The sequence below is a fragment of the Dorea formicigenerans genome, assembly GCF_025150245.1.
GTDB lineage: Bacteria > Bacillota > Clostridia > Lachnospirales > Lachnospiraceae > Dorea > Dorea formicigenerans.
Map to the genome: position 1 here is coordinate 920,760 of NZ_CP102279.1, position 14,655 is coordinate 935,414.

The following is a 14,655-nucleotide window of genomic DNA, read 5'->3' on the forward strand; positions in this document are numbered from 1 at the left end:
TGGCGATAAGAATCGAAAAGGAGAGAAAGAGCATGGCAGAAATACAATTTGACGACCAGGTAGATATTACAGATAAGGTTTGCCCACTCACATTTGTAAAAGCTAAAGTAGCAATTGAAGAGCTGGATGATGGTGAAGTCCTTGCAATTCGAATGAATGACGGAGAGCCTGTTCAGAATGTTCCAAGAAGTATGAAAGAAGAAGGACATAAAATCTTAAAGCTTGAGGATAATGCAGACGGAACTTATACACTGTATGTCAGAAAGGTAGAAGAATAATATGGCAGTACGGATCAACAAGGATGATTTTGAAGAGAAAGTTTTAAAGAGTGATCTTCCGGTTATCGTAGATTTTTATTCTGATTCCTGCATAGCATGTAAAAAGCTTGCACCGGTATTGGGAGATGTAGAAGATGATTATGAAGGAAAATTATATGTATATAAGGTGAATACCAATTTTGATAAAGAGCTGGCAAAAGAATATCAGATAGCAGCGAATCCAACCCTTCTCTTTGTAAAAAATGCAGAAGTATTAGATCGAAAAATAGGAGCACACACTCTGGCAGAGCTTAAGACCTGGGTGGAAGCTTTACTGTAATAATATGGGTCAGGAGGAAGGCATTATGATAATTGTAGTTTCAGGAGAAAAGAAAGAAGTAAAGGATAATCTGACATTACCGGAGTTAATCGCGCAGGAAAATGTAGAGATGCCAGAGTATATAACGGTATCTATTAATGAAGAGTTTGTTCCTTCAGATGAGAAAGAGACAACCGTATTAAAAGAAGGAGACGTTGTAGAATTTCTTTATTTCATGGGAGGTGGATGTTAATGGCAATGACAGATGAACAGATTGAACGTTATTCTCGCCATATTATTCTAAAAGAAGTAGGCGCAAAAGGTCAGAAGAAGTTGCTGAAAGGGAAAGTTCTGATTATTGGAGCCGGTGGTCTTGGAGCTCCGGCAGCTATGTACCTTGCAGCAGCAGGAGTTGGAACAATCGGAATTGTAGATGCAGACGAAGTTGATCTGTCCAATCTTCAGAGACAGATTATCCATACAACAGCAGATGTAGGAAAAGCAAAGGTCAGATCGGCAAAAGAGACAATGAATGCCATGAATCCGGACGTTACAGTCAATACATACCGCATGTTCGTGGATTCTACGAATATCAGAGAACTGATCCGGGATTATGATTTTATTATTGACGGAACAGATAATTTTCCGGCAAAATTCCTGATCAACGATGCATGTGTACTGGAGAAAAAACCATTTTCACATGCAGGAATTATCCGCTTTAAAGGTCAGCTTATGACATATGTTCCGGGAGAAGGACCATGTTACAGATGTGTATTTAAAAATCCACCACCGAAGGATGCAGTCCCAACCTGCAAGCAGGCAGGTGTCATTGGAGCTATGGGTGGAGTCATTGGTTCCCTTCAAGCTATGGAAGCAATCAAATATTTGCTGGGAGTTGGAGATTTATTGACAGGTGCGCTGCTTACTTTTGACGCTCTGACGATGGAATTTCATAAAATTAAGCTTCCAAAAGATACTCATAACTGTGCAGTGTGCGGAGATCACCCGACAATTCTTGAGCCGATTGATTACGAACAGGAAGTATGTGAGGAGACAGCAGGCAGATTTGATGCACCAAGAAAAGAAGAGTAATTTGTAATCAGTGAAGAGGTATAAGTATGGCAATTATAAGAATGAAATATACACTTCTTGATGAGATTGCCCGGTATGCAACCGGGCATCTTCCAGAAGAAGCTTGCGGACTGATCGCAGGAAGCGAAGATGAAAATGGTCGTTTAATTGAAAAAGTTTATTACCTGACAAATGTTGATCATGCAGAGGATCATTTTACACTGGATCCGAAAGAACAACTGTCAGCAATCAAAGATATGAGGGCGAATGGATTAAAACCACTTGGTAACTGGCATTCACATCCATCCAGTCCGTCCAGACCGTCGCAGGAGGATATCAAACTTGCATTTGATTCCAATGCCAGCTATATGATCATATCATTTATGGCAGAAAATCCAGTGTTGAATTCTTTCCATATAGAAAATGGTCAGGTGGAAAAAGAGGATTTGCGAATTTATTCAGATGAATATTATTTCTAAGTATAGTAAAAAGGAATAAAAAATGAAATTAAAAACGAAAGAATTGACAACCTGTGCACTGTTTGCAGCTTTGATCGCAATCGGTGCATTTATAAAAGTTGATATACCATTGCCAATGTACACCATGCACTTTACATTTCAATGGTTTTTTGTGTTGATGGCAGGTTTTCTGCTTGGTACAAAACTTGCAACGGTTAGTGTGATCGTGTATCTTAGCATTGGCCTTGTCGGAGTTCCGGTATTTGCTGCCGGAGGTGGACCTGCATACATTTTCAGACCAGGATTTGGATTCTTACTTGGTTTTGTACTGGCAGCATTTGTCATTGGTACTATTACAGAAAAAGTAGGAAAAAATCATAAGGGAATGTTCTTAATGGCATCAGTTGCGGGACTGGTGACTTATTATACGAATGGAGCAATTTACTTTTATTGTATAAATAATTTTTATGCAGCAACTCCTGTGAGTTGGAGCGTTGTAGTTGTGGAATATTGTCTGATTACGATTGCACCGGATTTTATATTATGTGTATTGGCGACAGCATTTTCTTTAAAGCTCCGTCCAGTATTTCTTGGGATGATGCATGAGTATAGTATGGATCGGAAAGTGGTGTAATATGGCGTATTTTCCTATGTTTGTGAACTTGAAGGATCAGCTGTGCCTGGTGGTCGGCGGAGGGATGGTGGCATACCGGAAAGTAAAAGTACTTCTGGATTTTGAAGCCAGAGTGGTTGTAGTTGGAGAGAATATCTGCGATAAAATCTATGAAATTGCAAAAAAAAGTAATCAGTTAGAATTACAAAAAAAGTGTTTTGAAGATGCAGATTGTGATAATATGTTTATGGTGATCGCTGCAACAGATGATAAAGAATTGAATCACCATATTGTGGGAATCTGTAATTCAAAAGGAATTATGGTAAATGCTGTGGACCAGAAAGAGGACTGCAGCTTTATCTTTTCTTCATATATAAAAGAAAAAAATCTTATTGCAGCATTTTCGAGTGGTGGAAACAGCCCTGTGCTGGCACAATATTTAAAAAGTCAGGAAAAGGAGATCCTGACACCATTTCTTGGAGAATTGAATGAATATATGGGGAAGATCAGAAAGCGTGTGATAGAAAAGTATGACACAGAAGAAAAACGAAAAGAAATATTTAAAGAAATAGTAAATACAGCCATTGAAAATGGAGAATTGCCACAGGAGTAGATATGAGATACCGGGTAGGAACAAGAGGATCAAAGCTGGCGCTTGCCCAGACAAAGCAGGTTATTGAAAAATTAAAAAGTGCATTTCCGGAAGATGAATTTGATGTAGTAATCATAAAAACGACCGGAGATATGGATCAGAAAAGCCGGCTTGACCAGATTGGATCAAAGGGCATATTTGTAAAAGAAATTGAGGAAGAACTTTTGGAAGAGAAGATTCATCTTGCAGTACACTCTATGAAAGACATGCCAGATACAACGGCAGATGGATTAATATTTGCAAAGGCATGGAAGCGGGAAGATCCAAGAGATGTTCTGATCTTGAGAGAGGCAGTGTCTGTGGACGACCTTCCGAAAGGAGCTGTGATCGGAACGGGAAGCAAGCGTAGAAAGTATCAGCTTCTGAAAATCCGCCCTGATCTTAACATAGTTGGGATCCGTGGAAATGTAGATACAAGGATTCGAAAAATGCAGGAAGAAGAGATGGATGGAATTGTACTTGCCGTAGCAGGTATTAACAGACTAGGAAGAGAGCAAGAGATTACCTGCTATCTTGAGCCGGATCAGATGATTCCGGCTCCGGCCCAGGGGACACTTGCTCTGGAAGTAAAAGCAGATAATATACAATTAATCAGAAAACTAAATAGATTGTCTGATCAGGAAACAGATATATGTGTAAAAGCAGAAAGACAATTTTTGAAACAAATTGGAGGAAGCTGTCATCTTCCGGTAGGAGCATATTGCAAGATACAGGATGAAAAACTAGTATTAAGAGCAATGTTTGGAACGGAGGATGGAAAAAAAATGGCATATACAAAGGTGGAATCTGCAGTTTTAAATAAAATAGAAGATTCATCACAGATAGATGAAATCTGCAGACAGATTGCCAGAGAAGCAGTAGAAAAAATTCAAATGCAATTAAGTCATGAAGAATAAAATGGGTAAAGTTATATTAGTTGGAGCAGGGGCAGGAGATACCGGTCTGCTCACGATAAAAGGAAAAAAATATATAGAAGAGGCAGACTGTATCATCTATGACAGACTTGCATCGCCGGAACTGCTTGGAATGGCAAAGCATGGCTGTGAGTGCATTTATGTAGGAAAAGAAAATCACAAGCATATCATGAAGCAAGATGCGATCAATGAGTTATTATATAAAAAATCCAGAGAATATAGTCTGGTCGTACGGCTAAAGGGTGGTGATCCTTATGTCTTTGGAAGAGGCGGTGAAGAAGCATTATATCTTCGGAAAAGAAAGATTGATATAGAAGTCGTACCAGGAGTTAGTTCTGTCGTTGCAGCATTGGCAGACGCAGGAATTCCAATTACGCACAGAGGGATTGCAAAAGGTTTTCAGGTCATTACAGCTCACAGCAAAAAAGACGAAGAAGCGCAGATTGATTATACGCTGCTTACCGATGAATCCATGACTTGTGTATTTCTGATGGGACTTGCACATGTAGAACATATTGCAGAAGAACTGATAAGAGCTGGAAGAAGACCGGATACTCCGGCAGCAGTGATATCCAACGGAACACTGGCTACGCAGAAAAAATGTATCGGAACATTGGAGAGTATCGGATATAAAGTAAAATGTGCAAAACTGGAATCTCCGGCAATCATTGTTGTGGGGAATGTTGTTTCACTGAATGACCAATTGGATTTTTTTGAAAAACGTCCATTATTCGGGAGAAAAATAACCGTACCATATATTGAAGCTATAGGAGAACGAACACATTTCAATAAGCTGATTACAGATTTGCAACAGCTCGGAGCAGATGTTGATACAATCATGGTTGGAAAGATTCTACCAATCCAAATTTCAGATTTTGAAAAAGAAATTAGCAGCTCCGACTGGATTCTCTTTACAAGCAGAAATGGTGTCAGGGCTTTTTTCTATAATATGAAATTCAATGACACAGATATCCGATGCCTTGCAAAAATTCGTTTTGGAGTTGTAGGGAAAGCAACAGAGCAGGAGTTAAAGAACTATCAGATAAAAGCAGATTTAGTTCCAGATGAGCAGACAGGAGCCGGACTTGCCAAAGCTTTAAAAAAACAGATCAGTGACCAAACGAAAGTCTGTATATTTTCTGCAAAAGAGGCCTCCGAAGACTTGGAGAGAGAACTTCAGAAATTTTGCCATGTCATAAAAACAGATGCATATGAAAATGTAAATGTATCAGAGCAAGATTATATATTAAAGCCTGCAGATACAGTTATTTCAGAAGCTGTATTTACAAGTGCGTCCAATGTGGAACGTTTTTTTCAGATGCTGACAGAGGAGATAATGGTAGAACGAGCTTATTCTATTGGAAAAAAGACGACAGAAGCACTTAAGAAAAAGAATGTAATGAATATTTGCGAGTCGGAAGAAAGTACTTATGAGTCAGTTGTTTCTTTGATAACAAAAAAATAAGTCGGTTGTTTCTTTCATACAATTGAGGTATAATGGTAGCCAAAATAAATTGAAATGAAGGAGACAGATGAATGGAACTTGTAAAATCAATCATCATTCTTGTTATAGGATTTGCACTTTTGATGAAAGGAGCAGATTATTTCGTAGAAGGAAGTTCATCGGTAGCAAAACGACTCTATATTCCTTCCATGATTATCGGTATGACAATTGTAGCTATGGGAACGAGTCTTCCGGAATGCGCGGTCAGTGTAACAGCATCACTTGCCGGGAATAATACACTTGCGGTCAGCAATGTTGTCGGATCGAACATTTTTAATCTTATGGTCGTATGTGGAGCATGTGCTTTATTTGCCCCGCTTACAATAAAAAAAGATACGCTTGTAAAAGAATTTCCATTATCGATTATCTGTTCAGTTCTGCTGATTGCACTGGGATATCTGGGAATGAAGTTGGGACATATCGATGGAATTGTCTTTTTAATTCTTTTCGCAGGTTATCTTGTCTGGATGATCAATTCCGTAAAGAAAGCAAGAGCAGTGCACAAAGAGGACGAGCTGATGAAAGAATCCGGAGAGTATGTAGAAGATGAAATCAGAATTATTCCAATGTGGAAAAGCATACTCTTTATTGTTGGAGGGATGATCGCAATTAAATTCGGAGGTGATTTTGTTGTTGACAGTGCATCAGATATTGCATTGTCATTCGGACTTAGCCAGACACTGATCGGACTTACAATCGTTGCACTTGGAACAAGTCTTCCAGAGCTTGTGACATCCATTGTTGCAGCGAGAAAGAACGAAGTTGATATGGCGCTTGGAAATGTAATAGGTTCTAACATTTTTAACATTTTACTTGTGCTTGGAATTGCAGCAGCAATCAGTCCGGTAGGATTTCTGATGGACAATATTGTGGACACTCTTATACTGATTATAATGAGTAGTGCAGTTCTTGTATTTGCGTGGACTTCAAAAGTCATTAACCGAAAAGAAGGCATTGCTATGTTATGCATGTACGCAGTATATATGGTATATATATGCATGCGATAAAACTTGCAGGTAAAGTTGCAAAGAGAAGAATCAAGCAGGATTAAAAGGTTAACAGAATAAATGAATGGCAGATGTCTCAGATGTGTGAATGTCTGGGACATTTTCTCTATAAACTAGAAAGCATACAGAAAGTACAGAAATAATAATATTTTTTACAGATAGGGCTGTGATTGAAAAATCGTGTTGTAGAGCAGGCAGAATTTATGATTGTAAAGAGGAGTGAAAATGTATGAATATTTATCATGTACATGATTTTAAAGAAGATGAGTACGGTTGGAATGAAGTGGGGAGAAGAAAGGCGAAAAAGAACAGCTATATCCGATGGCTGATTATGATAGTGAGCTTCGTAATTCTTTTTATAGCAGCATATCTGGAGTTTCGTTATGATTTGCTGGAAATAAATGGATTTTTGTGCTGGTTACTGGCAATTTTGGTTTTTTCCTGGGGTCTTACCATATGCTATGCGTCTTATGTCAGAAAGCACGCATGTAAAATGTCTCTGGAAGAACGACATGACTTTAACCTGTATCTGTACCATCACAAATACTGGAAAAATCCGATTCTGGCAAATCAGGCGCTTCTGAATAATGCAATTATTCTTGTCAAGATGAAGCAGTATGAACAAGCGGCACAGGCATTAGATGCAATGCATATCGAAAAATGTAAAGCGAAAGAAATGAAACTAATTTATTTCTTAAGAATCATTATAGCTTCTTTTGAAGACAATGAAGAGGAAATAGAAAAAGCAAAGATACGGTATACAGGCATCAAAGATGATACAGGAAATTATCCGGCTTCCGAATTGGTGGAAAACTGGATTCAGATGAATGATCTGGAGCAGATGACAGCGTGTCTGGAACAAATTAAACCTGTCAAAAAAGAATATCCAGGTCTTGCTTTCGTAGTTACGATCTTCCTGGCATACACATTTTGGTTCTTAGGAACTGCGTATGGAATTAACCGGGGTGCAGGATATGAAATCCGATATGTATTTTCTGCAATTTCTCTTATAGTTGTAAATATGGGACTGTTTGTAATGTTGATTTTGGGAATTATTTGGCTGCACAGACACATGAATATTACAGCATCTGTATGGATTCAAAAAGTTGTGAAATTTATCATATGTACAGTAATTGCAATTGCAGGGCTGATATTGCTATTAAATAATTTCCTGTATGTATTTCTGGGACTGGATGATAAGGAAACCGTCATGAGAAAAGAAAATGGATACACGTATTTGGAAGTTAGCTGGAGTAATATGGGTTATAACGCTTATACAGAAGAATATGTAACGAATAATCCATTTATTATGAAAAAAATATATGTACCGACAAAAGATGATACATTTACAAATGAACAGCCAGACGCTTCCAATCCGGACAATACAGAAAATAATGACCAGACAGATAACGATGCAGACAGTGCAGATTCTGATACAGGAAATAGTGATTCACAGGATAATACAGAACCATATGAAAGTGATGAATGGTTAAGAATGAGAAATGGAATGCAGGCAGTCTATAATTATCTGATTGAGACAAATGCATTAGAAAATCCGGAATTCACTTACAGCAGTAATGCAAAAGGAGAGACGTATGTTATTGTCAGTACAGGACAGGAGACGAAGGATGGAAATCAGGTAAGTGTCGAATACGGTCTGTATTACAATAGAGAAAAGACAGATGACAACGGAACATACTGTGACGAGTATGTTTTGGAGAAAAAGTATCCGGGTGGAACATACGATACACAGTTAGTTGATTTTTATCTGGTAAATCCTGATACACTGGAAGTGACAGATGAACACAAGACAACATGGTAAGTATTGGAATGATGTGATGCCAGTATGAAAGTGCGAAGTAATTCAAAAATATCATAGCTGGGGGCATTTTCCTAATATCATAAAAAATAACAGAGAAGGAGATTAGAATTATGAACAGTATTTTTCACAGAATCAGTGTTAGAAAATTCGAGGACAGACCGGTAGAGAAAGAAAAAATCGTGCAGGTTTTAAAAGCCGGGATGCAGGCGCCGAGTGCGTGCAACCAGCAGCCATGGGAGTTCTATGTAGTGACAGATAAAGAGAAGATACAGGAATTGTCTACTGCAACCCCATATTCCAAATGTGCAGCAGGGGCACCGGTCGTAATTGTACCAGTATATCGGACAGAAGGATTAGTTGCACCGTCTTATGCAGAGATAGACCTTTCCATTGCACAGCAGAATATCTGGCTGGAGACAGATGAAATCGGACTTGGCGGAGTCTGGATCGGAATAGCTCCGATTGAAGAGAGAATGGAACTTGTACACAAGATGCTGGATCTTCCGGAAAATGTAAAAGTATTTTCCTTATTTGCGATGGGATATCCGGCAGAGGAAAGACCACAGCAGGACAGATTCAATCCGGAGAGAATACATTTTATGGCACCGGAGGAATAAGGTGAAATATGTACAATCCTCAGTTAGAAACATTTCTTGCATCATTACGAAAAAAAGGATATACTTACATTATCAGTATAAAGGAGGGCTGTGAAGAATGGGACAATTTTTAAATAATAAAGAACCATATGATAAATTTAAAACGGTTATGAATGGGACGTATTTTGTTGATAAATCAGAAATACTTGAAGAATTAATTCCGGCACTCCAACAGGAACAGCGTTTCTTTTGCATTACCCGCCCTAGACGTTTTGGAAAAACAGTTATGGCAAATATGATTGCTGCTTTTTTTGAAAATACAGGTGAGCCATCTTTATTTGAGCATCTTCATATAGCAGAGTATGCCGGATATAAAGAACAGGCAGGAAAGCATGATGTGATTTATATTGATTTCAGTGAGATGCCCAGAGAATGTCAAAACTATCAGGAATATATAGACCGGGTACAGAACGGACTTGTCAGAGATATACAGGAGGCATATCCAGAACTTGTTATTGAAAATAATGCGGCTGTCTGGGATATATTATCTTTGGTTTTTAATCAGACAGGACATAAATTTATTTTTGTTATTGATGAATGGGACGCAGTTTTTCATAGTTCTTTTATAACAGAAAAAGATAAAAAAGATTATCTGCTTTTTTTAAAGTTATTGCTAAAAGGACAAAGCTATGTAGAACTGGCATATATGACAGGTGTGCTTCCAATCGCAAAATATTCGGACGGCTCCGAATTGAATATGTTTTTAGAATATAATATGGCAACAAGAGTACGGTTCAGTGAATATTTTGGATTTTCTGATGAAGAAGTGGATATGCTGTATCAGCGCTATTTAGAGAAAACAAAAAAGCCACAGATTACCAGAGAAAGTCTAAGAGAATGGTATGACGGGTATCATACAGCAGCAGGAGAACGGTTATATAATCCACGTTCGGTTGTGTGTGCATTGACAGATAATCAATTGTCGAATTACTGGGTCAGTTCCGGAAAGTATGATTCCATTTTTACTTACATTCAGTATAATGTGGATCAGATTCAGAATGATCTTACGCTGATGTTTGCCGGAGAAAGGATACCATCCGGTATACAGGAGTATGCAGCCACAGCACAGGAATTAAAGACAAAAGAAGAGATTTATTCAGCAATGGTTGTATATGGACTTTTAACATATGACAATGGAATGGTTTTTATTCCGAATAAAGAACTCATGGAAGTCTTGAAGTGGGAATTAGTTATGATAAAGAAACAAAAGAACACTCCTGTAAAGTAGAAGAGTTATAGAGTGAATAAAATGATGAGGGTCTGGCGAAAGCCAGATCCTTTATTAAAAATCATCAGAGAATAGGATTTAAGGTGAATTGAATGATTTTTACAAGCGCTTCAGCATCAGGATATGATGAAAATATTACTCTTATAGGGATTACTGCAGAAAAGGGAGAAGTCATAAGAGTTGGGGATACTATTACGATTCCAATGAATGACCACACTTTTGAACAACGTGAGATTATTGACATGTATAGAGATTGGAAGAAGTGGAAAAAGGGCAAGGACTTATTTTTTGAAATAAAAGAAGGGGAATGGGCAGAATGTGTCATTCATAATATTTCTGCCGGATGTATTCATACAATCAATTCCCCTTACGATGAAGAAATATTGGAACATTTAGAAGATTGGGTTTGCTCGTAAAGATATTTATTTCCTGATATGTTCATTTGTGTGAATATAATAGTTGCAAAATGGGAAGTAAAGGATTCGTAGATTGACAAAACAGCCTGTTTTCCCCTATGCTGAGACTGTAAAAACGCTTTGCACACCTTAAAATAGCGGAGCGGGAACAGCAGGAGGAAGTGACAAGACGTGGAGGCGAAACAGTTCGGGCAGTTCATTGCCGGGATAAGAAAAGAGAAAAAAATGACGCAGGCGGAGCTTGCAGAAAAGATTCATGTGACGGATAAAGCAATCAGCCGGTGGGAGCGTGGACTTGGATTTCCGGATATCCAGACATTAGAACCACTGGCACAGGTACTTGGAATTTCGGTACTGGAATTGATGCGTTCTGAAAAAAAGAAACCGACAGGTGATATGGATACGACAGAAACTCAGTATACCCAGAAGGAGGTAGCTGAGATGCTTCAAAATGCAGATGACATTTCAAAGCAACTGAAAAAGCAGGATAAGAACGCTAATATCATTGCCGGAATTCTGGTGATTGGTGTGGGTGCATTAGCATGGGCAACAAAAATTGCCAGTCTTGGAGGCGGTCTTGTGCTCGGCGGACTCTCAGCAGCTGTGTTTGTTTCTCTGTGGTATTTTTTTCAGAATATTGATGATGAAGAAAGCCGGAGAATTTACGGTGTGGCATCGATTTTGTCTATTGGAATATTGGTATCACTGGTTAATTATATCTGGGGTGACCGTATTGCAGAGTGGATTCCGGGTGGAATAGAACGAACAGAACAGATTTTCTGGACATTGTGGTATCTGTTCATGATTGCGATGATGATGGTTGGAACAATCCGGTGTGTCCGTCGGCAAAGACAGAAAAAAGAAAAGAAGTATAAAACGGTTCTTTTTACAGGAATTATGGCAGCTATTATGTTTGCTACACTCTGGCAGTATCAGAATACCATGCAGGGACAGCGCCGGAATATGGGAATCTGGAGCGGGGCACAGCAATATGCTGAGACATTACTGAAAAAGGATAAAAATCTTGAAAACGACTGGCTGATCGGTGATGAATCATGGCGAGAAGGAAAGAATACTTATCATATCCGGCTAACATATTATTCTGATGATGATGCTGAAAAAGAAGGCAGAGAGAGTGAATATCAGTACACCATTCGTTTTGATGAAGCAGAAGGGTATCTTATCAAATCCGAAGGTGTTCCGGAGAAGGAATATAAACTTGCAAACCATAACTAAAAGTTATATCAAACCAATAAAAAAGGAAATTTTACACAATGAATAATAACTGGTAGACTATCCTCATCAGATGAAAGAAGACGGAGGATAAGATATGAGTATATTAAAGACACCATTTCGATATGATTTTGTAGGAAGTTTCCTGAGACCGGAAAAACTAAAACAGGCTAAGAAGGATTTCAGTGAAGGTAAAATTACAGAAAAAGAATTAAACGATATTACAGATGAATGTGTCCGTGATATTGTAACGAAGCAGAAAGCGGCAGGTTTTCATGCAATCACAGATGGAGAGTTCCGCAGAAAATTCTGGCACCTGGATTTTATGTGGGGATTTGAAGGCGTTGAACATGAGGCAGAAGGTGGCGGAGTTCAGTTTAACGGAGAAGTTGCTGACCTTGAAGCAACTTATCTTGTAGGAAAAATTAAAGCGAAAGCACACCCGTTTGTAGAATATTTCAAATTTCTCAAACAGTTTGAAGATAAAAATACAGTTGCAAAATATACAATTCCGGCACCGGCACAGACATATCAGCAGATGATTGTGCCACAGAATATTGACCGGACAAGAAAATTCTATAAGAATGATGAGAAATTGATTCAGGACATCGGAAAGGCTTATCAAGAAGTTATCACACAGTTTTACGAGGCTGGCTGCCGAAATCTTCAGCTTGATGACTGCACATGGGGAGCCATTGTCGGAGATGCGGCAAAACTCAGATACAGAGCACTGGGAGTGGACATTGAAGAAGTAAAGGCACAACTTCTGAAAGTCAACAATCTTGCATTGGAAGGAAAACCAGAAGATATGATCATTACTTCACATATTTGCAGAGGTAATTATCATTCCACATTCTTCACAAGTGGCCCATATGATTCCGTTGCGGATTATGTATTTGCGCAGGAAAATGTAGACGCGCTCCTTCTTGAGTATGACGATGAAAGATCCGGTGGATTTGCACCACTTGCAAAAGTATCTCCGGATAAGAAAGTCGTTCTTGGTCTGATTACAACAAAGAAACCAGAGTTAGAAGATAAGGAAAAAGTCATTGCTAGAATTCATCAGGCAGCAAAATACATTCCATTAGACCGTCTGTGTTTAAGCCCACAGTGCGGATTTGCCTCCTGCGAGATTGGAAATAAGCTGACAGAAGAAGAGCAGTGGAAAAAATTAGCTCTTGTAAAAGAAATAGCAGAAGAAGTCTGGAGATAAATAATAAGACTGATCGGCCATTTAATAGTGGTTCGCTCAGGCTTATTATTTGTTCTAAAATATAGCTTTTATTTAGCAGAAATGATAATATAATAACAAAGGAGTTTAAATACATATATGAAGGAGAGATAAATGATGTACCAGGCAGACGAAAAACGATATGAAACTATGCAGTATAATCGATGTGGGAAAAGTGGGTTATTATTACCAAAAGTTTCGTTGGGACTTTGGCATAACTTTGGATCAAATGGTGATTATGATAATATGAAAGCAATGTGCTTTACAGCATTTGATCACGGGATCACACACTTTGACCTTGCCAATAACTATGGTCCGGAGCCGGGAAGTGCAGAGATTAATTTTGGGAGAATCCTAAAAGAGGATCTCGGAGTTTATCGCGATGAGATGTTGATAAGTACAAAAGCCGGTTTTGATATGTGGGATGGTCCTTATGGAAACTGGGGAAGTAAAAAATATCTAACAGCAAGTCTGGATCAGAGTCTGAAAAGAATGGGACTGGAGTATGTCGATATCTTCTATCATCACCGTATGGATCCGGAAACTCCATTAGAGGAAACAATGGAAACACTGGCGCAGATTGTCCGAAGCGGAAAAGCACTGTATGTTGGGATTTCTAATTATGATGGAGTACATATGGAGAAGGCAGCTACAATTCTGAAAGAGCTGCATTGTCCATTTATAATTAATCAGAACCGCTATTCTATTTTCGACCGCACAATCGAAAAAAATGGATTGAAAGAAGCGGCAGTAGAGTCTGGAAAAGGAATCATTGCATTCAGCCCACTGGCACAGGGAACATTAACAAACCGCTATCTGAACGGAATTCCGTCAGACAGCCGTATTGCAACAGATGGACGATTCCTTAAGGCAAGTCAGTTGACAGAAGAAAAAATCACAAGTATCCGTGGTTTAAATGAAATTGCCAAAGAGAGAGGTGAAAGCCTGGCGCAGATGGCATTGAACTGGGTATTAAAAGATGGCATAGTGACAAGTGTTCTGGTAGGAGCATCAAAACCAGAGCAGATTCTCGATAATCTGAAGGTTCTTGAAAGTGCACCTTTTACAGATGAAGAGCTGAAAAAAATTGATGCATTGAGTCTTGTGCACGCAAAATAATTAGCAAGTCAGGTGTGGACAGAAACGATAATTTATAAGTGAAGAGATTGATAGACAAAGCTTCGGTTTTGTCTATTTTTTCTGGGAAGAAATGGAGGTAAGATAAAAGTAAATAAGCAAACAGCGTTCATACAATAAATAGTATAGAATGAAAT

At 38.6% G+C, this 14,655-nt stretch carries 17 protein-coding genes; all 17 read left to right on the plus strand.

Annotated features, from left to right (window positions below; genetic code table 11):
* Positions 1-32: 32 nt before the first annotated feature.
* The gene (locus NQ560_RS04610; protein ID WP_005340819.1) at positions 33-278 is read left to right on the plus strand and encodes a sulfurtransferase TusA family protein; all 246 of its coding nucleotides are present in this window, start codon (positions 33-35) and stop codon (positions 276-278) included.
* A gap of 1 nt (position 279) precedes the next feature.
* Positions 280-597: a thioredoxin family protein gene (locus NQ560_RS04615; protein WP_005335364.1), complete on the plus strand. Its 318-nt coding sequence runs from the start codon at positions 280-282 to the stop codon at positions 595-597.
* Positions 598-622: 25 nt separating this feature from the next.
* Positions 623-829 carry a sulfur carrier protein ThiS gene (gene thiS / locus NQ560_RS04620; RefSeq protein ID WP_040015645.1) on the plus strand — a complete coding sequence of 69 codons (207 nt, stop codon included), beginning with the start codon at positions 623-625 and terminating at the stop codon, positions 827-829.
* Positions 829-1,668 carry a HesA/MoeB/ThiF family protein gene (locus NQ560_RS04625; RefSeq protein WP_040015646.1) on the plus strand — a complete coding sequence of 280 codons (840 nt, stop codon included), beginning with the start codon at positions 829-831 and terminating at the stop codon, positions 1,666-1,668. Before thiS ends, NQ560_RS04625 begins: the two co-directional genes overlap by 1 nt.
* 26 nt (positions 1,669-1,694) lie before the next feature.
* Positions 1,695-2,126: a M67 family metallopeptidase gene (locus tag NQ560_RS04630; RefSeq protein ID WP_005335368.1), complete on the plus strand. Its 432-nt coding sequence runs from the start codon at positions 1,695-1,697 to the stop codon at positions 2,124-2,126.
* A 22-nt stretch (positions 2,127-2,148) separates the two neighbouring features.
* A complete protein-coding gene (locus NQ560_RS04635) occupies positions 2,149-2,739 on the plus strand; it encodes a biotin transporter BioY (protein ID WP_005335369.1) in 591 nt (196 codons plus the stop codon).
* Entirely contained in the window at positions 2,708-3,331 is a 624-nt protein-coding gene (locus NQ560_RS04640) for a precorrin-2 dehydrogenase/sirohydrochlorin ferrochelatase family protein (protein ID WP_227086972.1), read from the plus strand. The genes NQ560_RS04635 and NQ560_RS04640 overlap by 32 nt, the downstream gene beginning before the upstream one ends.
* 2 nt (positions 3,332-3,333) lie before the next feature.
* Positions 3,334-4,266 (plus strand): hydroxymethylbilane synthase, encoded by a 933-nt coding sequence (gene hemC / locus NQ560_RS04645; RefSeq protein WP_005335372.1) that lies wholly within the window; start codon positions 3,334-3,336, stop codon positions 4,264-4,266.
* A gap of 1 nt (position 4,267) precedes the next feature.
* The gene (cobA, locus tag NQ560_RS04650; protein ID WP_233420485.1) at positions 4,268-5,749 is read left to right on the plus strand and encodes a uroporphyrinogen-III C-methyltransferase; all 1,482 of its coding nucleotides are present in this window, start codon (positions 4,268-4,270) and stop codon (positions 5,747-5,749) included.
* A gap of 71 nt (positions 5,750-5,820) precedes the next feature.
* Positions 5,821-6,795 carry a calcium/sodium antiporter gene (locus tag NQ560_RS04655; protein WP_005335375.1) on the plus strand — a complete coding sequence of 325 codons (975 nt, stop codon included), beginning with the start codon at positions 5,821-5,823 and terminating at the stop codon, positions 6,793-6,795.
* 229 nt (positions 6,796-7,024) lie between these two features.
* Positions 7,025-8,617: a hypothetical protein gene (locus NQ560_RS04660; RefSeq protein WP_005335376.1), complete on the plus strand. Its 1,593-nt coding sequence runs from the start codon at positions 7,025-7,027 to the stop codon at positions 8,615-8,617.
* Between the two features lie 110 nt (positions 8,618-8,727).
* A complete protein-coding gene (locus NQ560_RS04665; protein ID WP_005335378.1) occupies positions 8,728-9,234 on the plus strand; it encodes a nitroreductase family protein in 507 nt (168 codons plus the stop codon).
* A gap of 97 nt (positions 9,235-9,331) precedes the next feature.
* Positions 9,332-10,501, plus strand: a complete 1,170-nt coding sequence (locus NQ560_RS04670; protein ID WP_005335379.1) for an AAA family ATPase — start codon at positions 9,332-9,334, stop codon at positions 10,499-10,501.
* A 92-nt stretch (positions 10,502-10,593) separates the two neighbouring features.
* The gene (locus NQ560_RS04675) at positions 10,594-10,917 is read left to right on the plus strand and encodes a hypothetical protein (RefSeq protein ID WP_005335380.1); all 324 of its coding nucleotides are present in this window, start codon (positions 10,594-10,596) and stop codon (positions 10,915-10,917) included.
* Positions 10,918-11,088: 171 nt separating this feature from the next.
* Entirely contained in the window at positions 11,089-12,153 is a 1,065-nt protein-coding gene (locus NQ560_RS04680) for a helix-turn-helix domain-containing protein (RefSeq protein WP_005335381.1), read from the plus strand.
* A gap of 94 nt (positions 12,154-12,247) precedes the next feature.
* Complete coding sequence (locus tag NQ560_RS04685; RefSeq protein WP_005335383.1) at positions 12,248-13,363, plus strand: 5-methyltetrahydropteroyltriglutamate--homocysteine S-methyltransferase; 1,116 nt, start codon at positions 12,248-12,250, stop codon at positions 13,361-13,363.
* A 135-nt stretch (positions 13,364-13,498) separates the two neighbouring features.
* The gene (locus NQ560_RS04690; protein ID WP_040015647.1) at positions 13,499-14,500 is read left to right on the plus strand and encodes an aldo/keto reductase; all 1,002 of its coding nucleotides are present in this window, start codon (positions 13,499-13,501) and stop codon (positions 14,498-14,500) included.
* Positions 14,501-14,655: the final 155 nt, after the last annotated feature.

Coding starts and splice junctions, on each gene's coding strand:
- NQ560_RS04640 (WP_227086972.1), top strand. CDS start 2,708: ATGAGTATAGTATGGATCGGAAAGTGGTGTAATATGGCGTATTTTCCT.
- NQ560_RS04685 (WP_005335383.1), top strand. CDS start 12,248: ATGAGTATATTAAAGACACCATTTCGATATGATTTTGTAGGAAGTTTC.
- NQ560_RS04635 (WP_005335369.1), top strand. CDS start 2,149: ATGAAATTAAAAACGAAAGAATTGACAACCTGTGCACTGTTTGCAGCT.
- NQ560_RS04625 (WP_040015646.1), top strand. CDS start 829: ATGGCAATGACAGATGAACAGATTGAACGTTATTCTCGCCATATTATT.
- NQ560_RS04675 (WP_005335380.1), top strand. CDS start 10,594: ATGATTTTTACAAGCGCTTCAGCATCAGGATATGATGAAAATATTACT.
- hemC (WP_005335372.1), top strand. CDS start 3,334: ATGAGATACCGGGTAGGAACAAGAGGATCAAAGCTGGCGCTTGCCCAG.
- NQ560_RS04660 (WP_005335376.1), top strand. CDS start 7,025: ATGAATATTTATCATGTACATGATTTTAAAGAAGATGAGTACGGTTGG.
- NQ560_RS04670 (WP_005335379.1), top strand. CDS start 9,332: ATGGGACAATTTTTAAATAATAAAGAACCATATGATAAATTTAAAACG.
- NQ560_RS04610 (WP_005340819.1), top strand. CDS start 33: ATGGCAGAAATACAATTTGACGACCAGGTAGATATTACAGATAAGGTT.
- thiS (WP_040015645.1), top strand. CDS start 623: ATGATAATTGTAGTTTCAGGAGAAAAGAAAGAAGTAAAGGATAATCTG.
- NQ560_RS04665 (WP_005335378.1), top strand. CDS start 8,728: ATGAACAGTATTTTTCACAGAATCAGTGTTAGAAAATTCGAGGACAGA.
- NQ560_RS04655 (WP_005335375.1), top strand. CDS start 5,821: ATGGAACTTGTAAAATCAATCATCATTCTTGTTATAGGATTTGCACTT.
- cobA (WP_233420485.1), top strand. CDS start 4,268: ATGGGTAAAGTTATATTAGTTGGAGCAGGGGCAGGAGATACCGGTCTG.
- NQ560_RS04615 (WP_005335364.1), top strand. CDS start 280: ATGGCAGTACGGATCAACAAGGATGATTTTGAAGAGAAAGTTTTAAAG.
- NQ560_RS04690 (WP_040015647.1), top strand. CDS start 13,499: ATGTACCAGGCAGACGAAAAACGATATGAAACTATGCAGTATAATCGA.
- NQ560_RS04630 (WP_005335368.1), top strand. CDS start 1,695: ATGGCAATTATAAGAATGAAATATACACTTCTTGATGAGATTGCCCGG.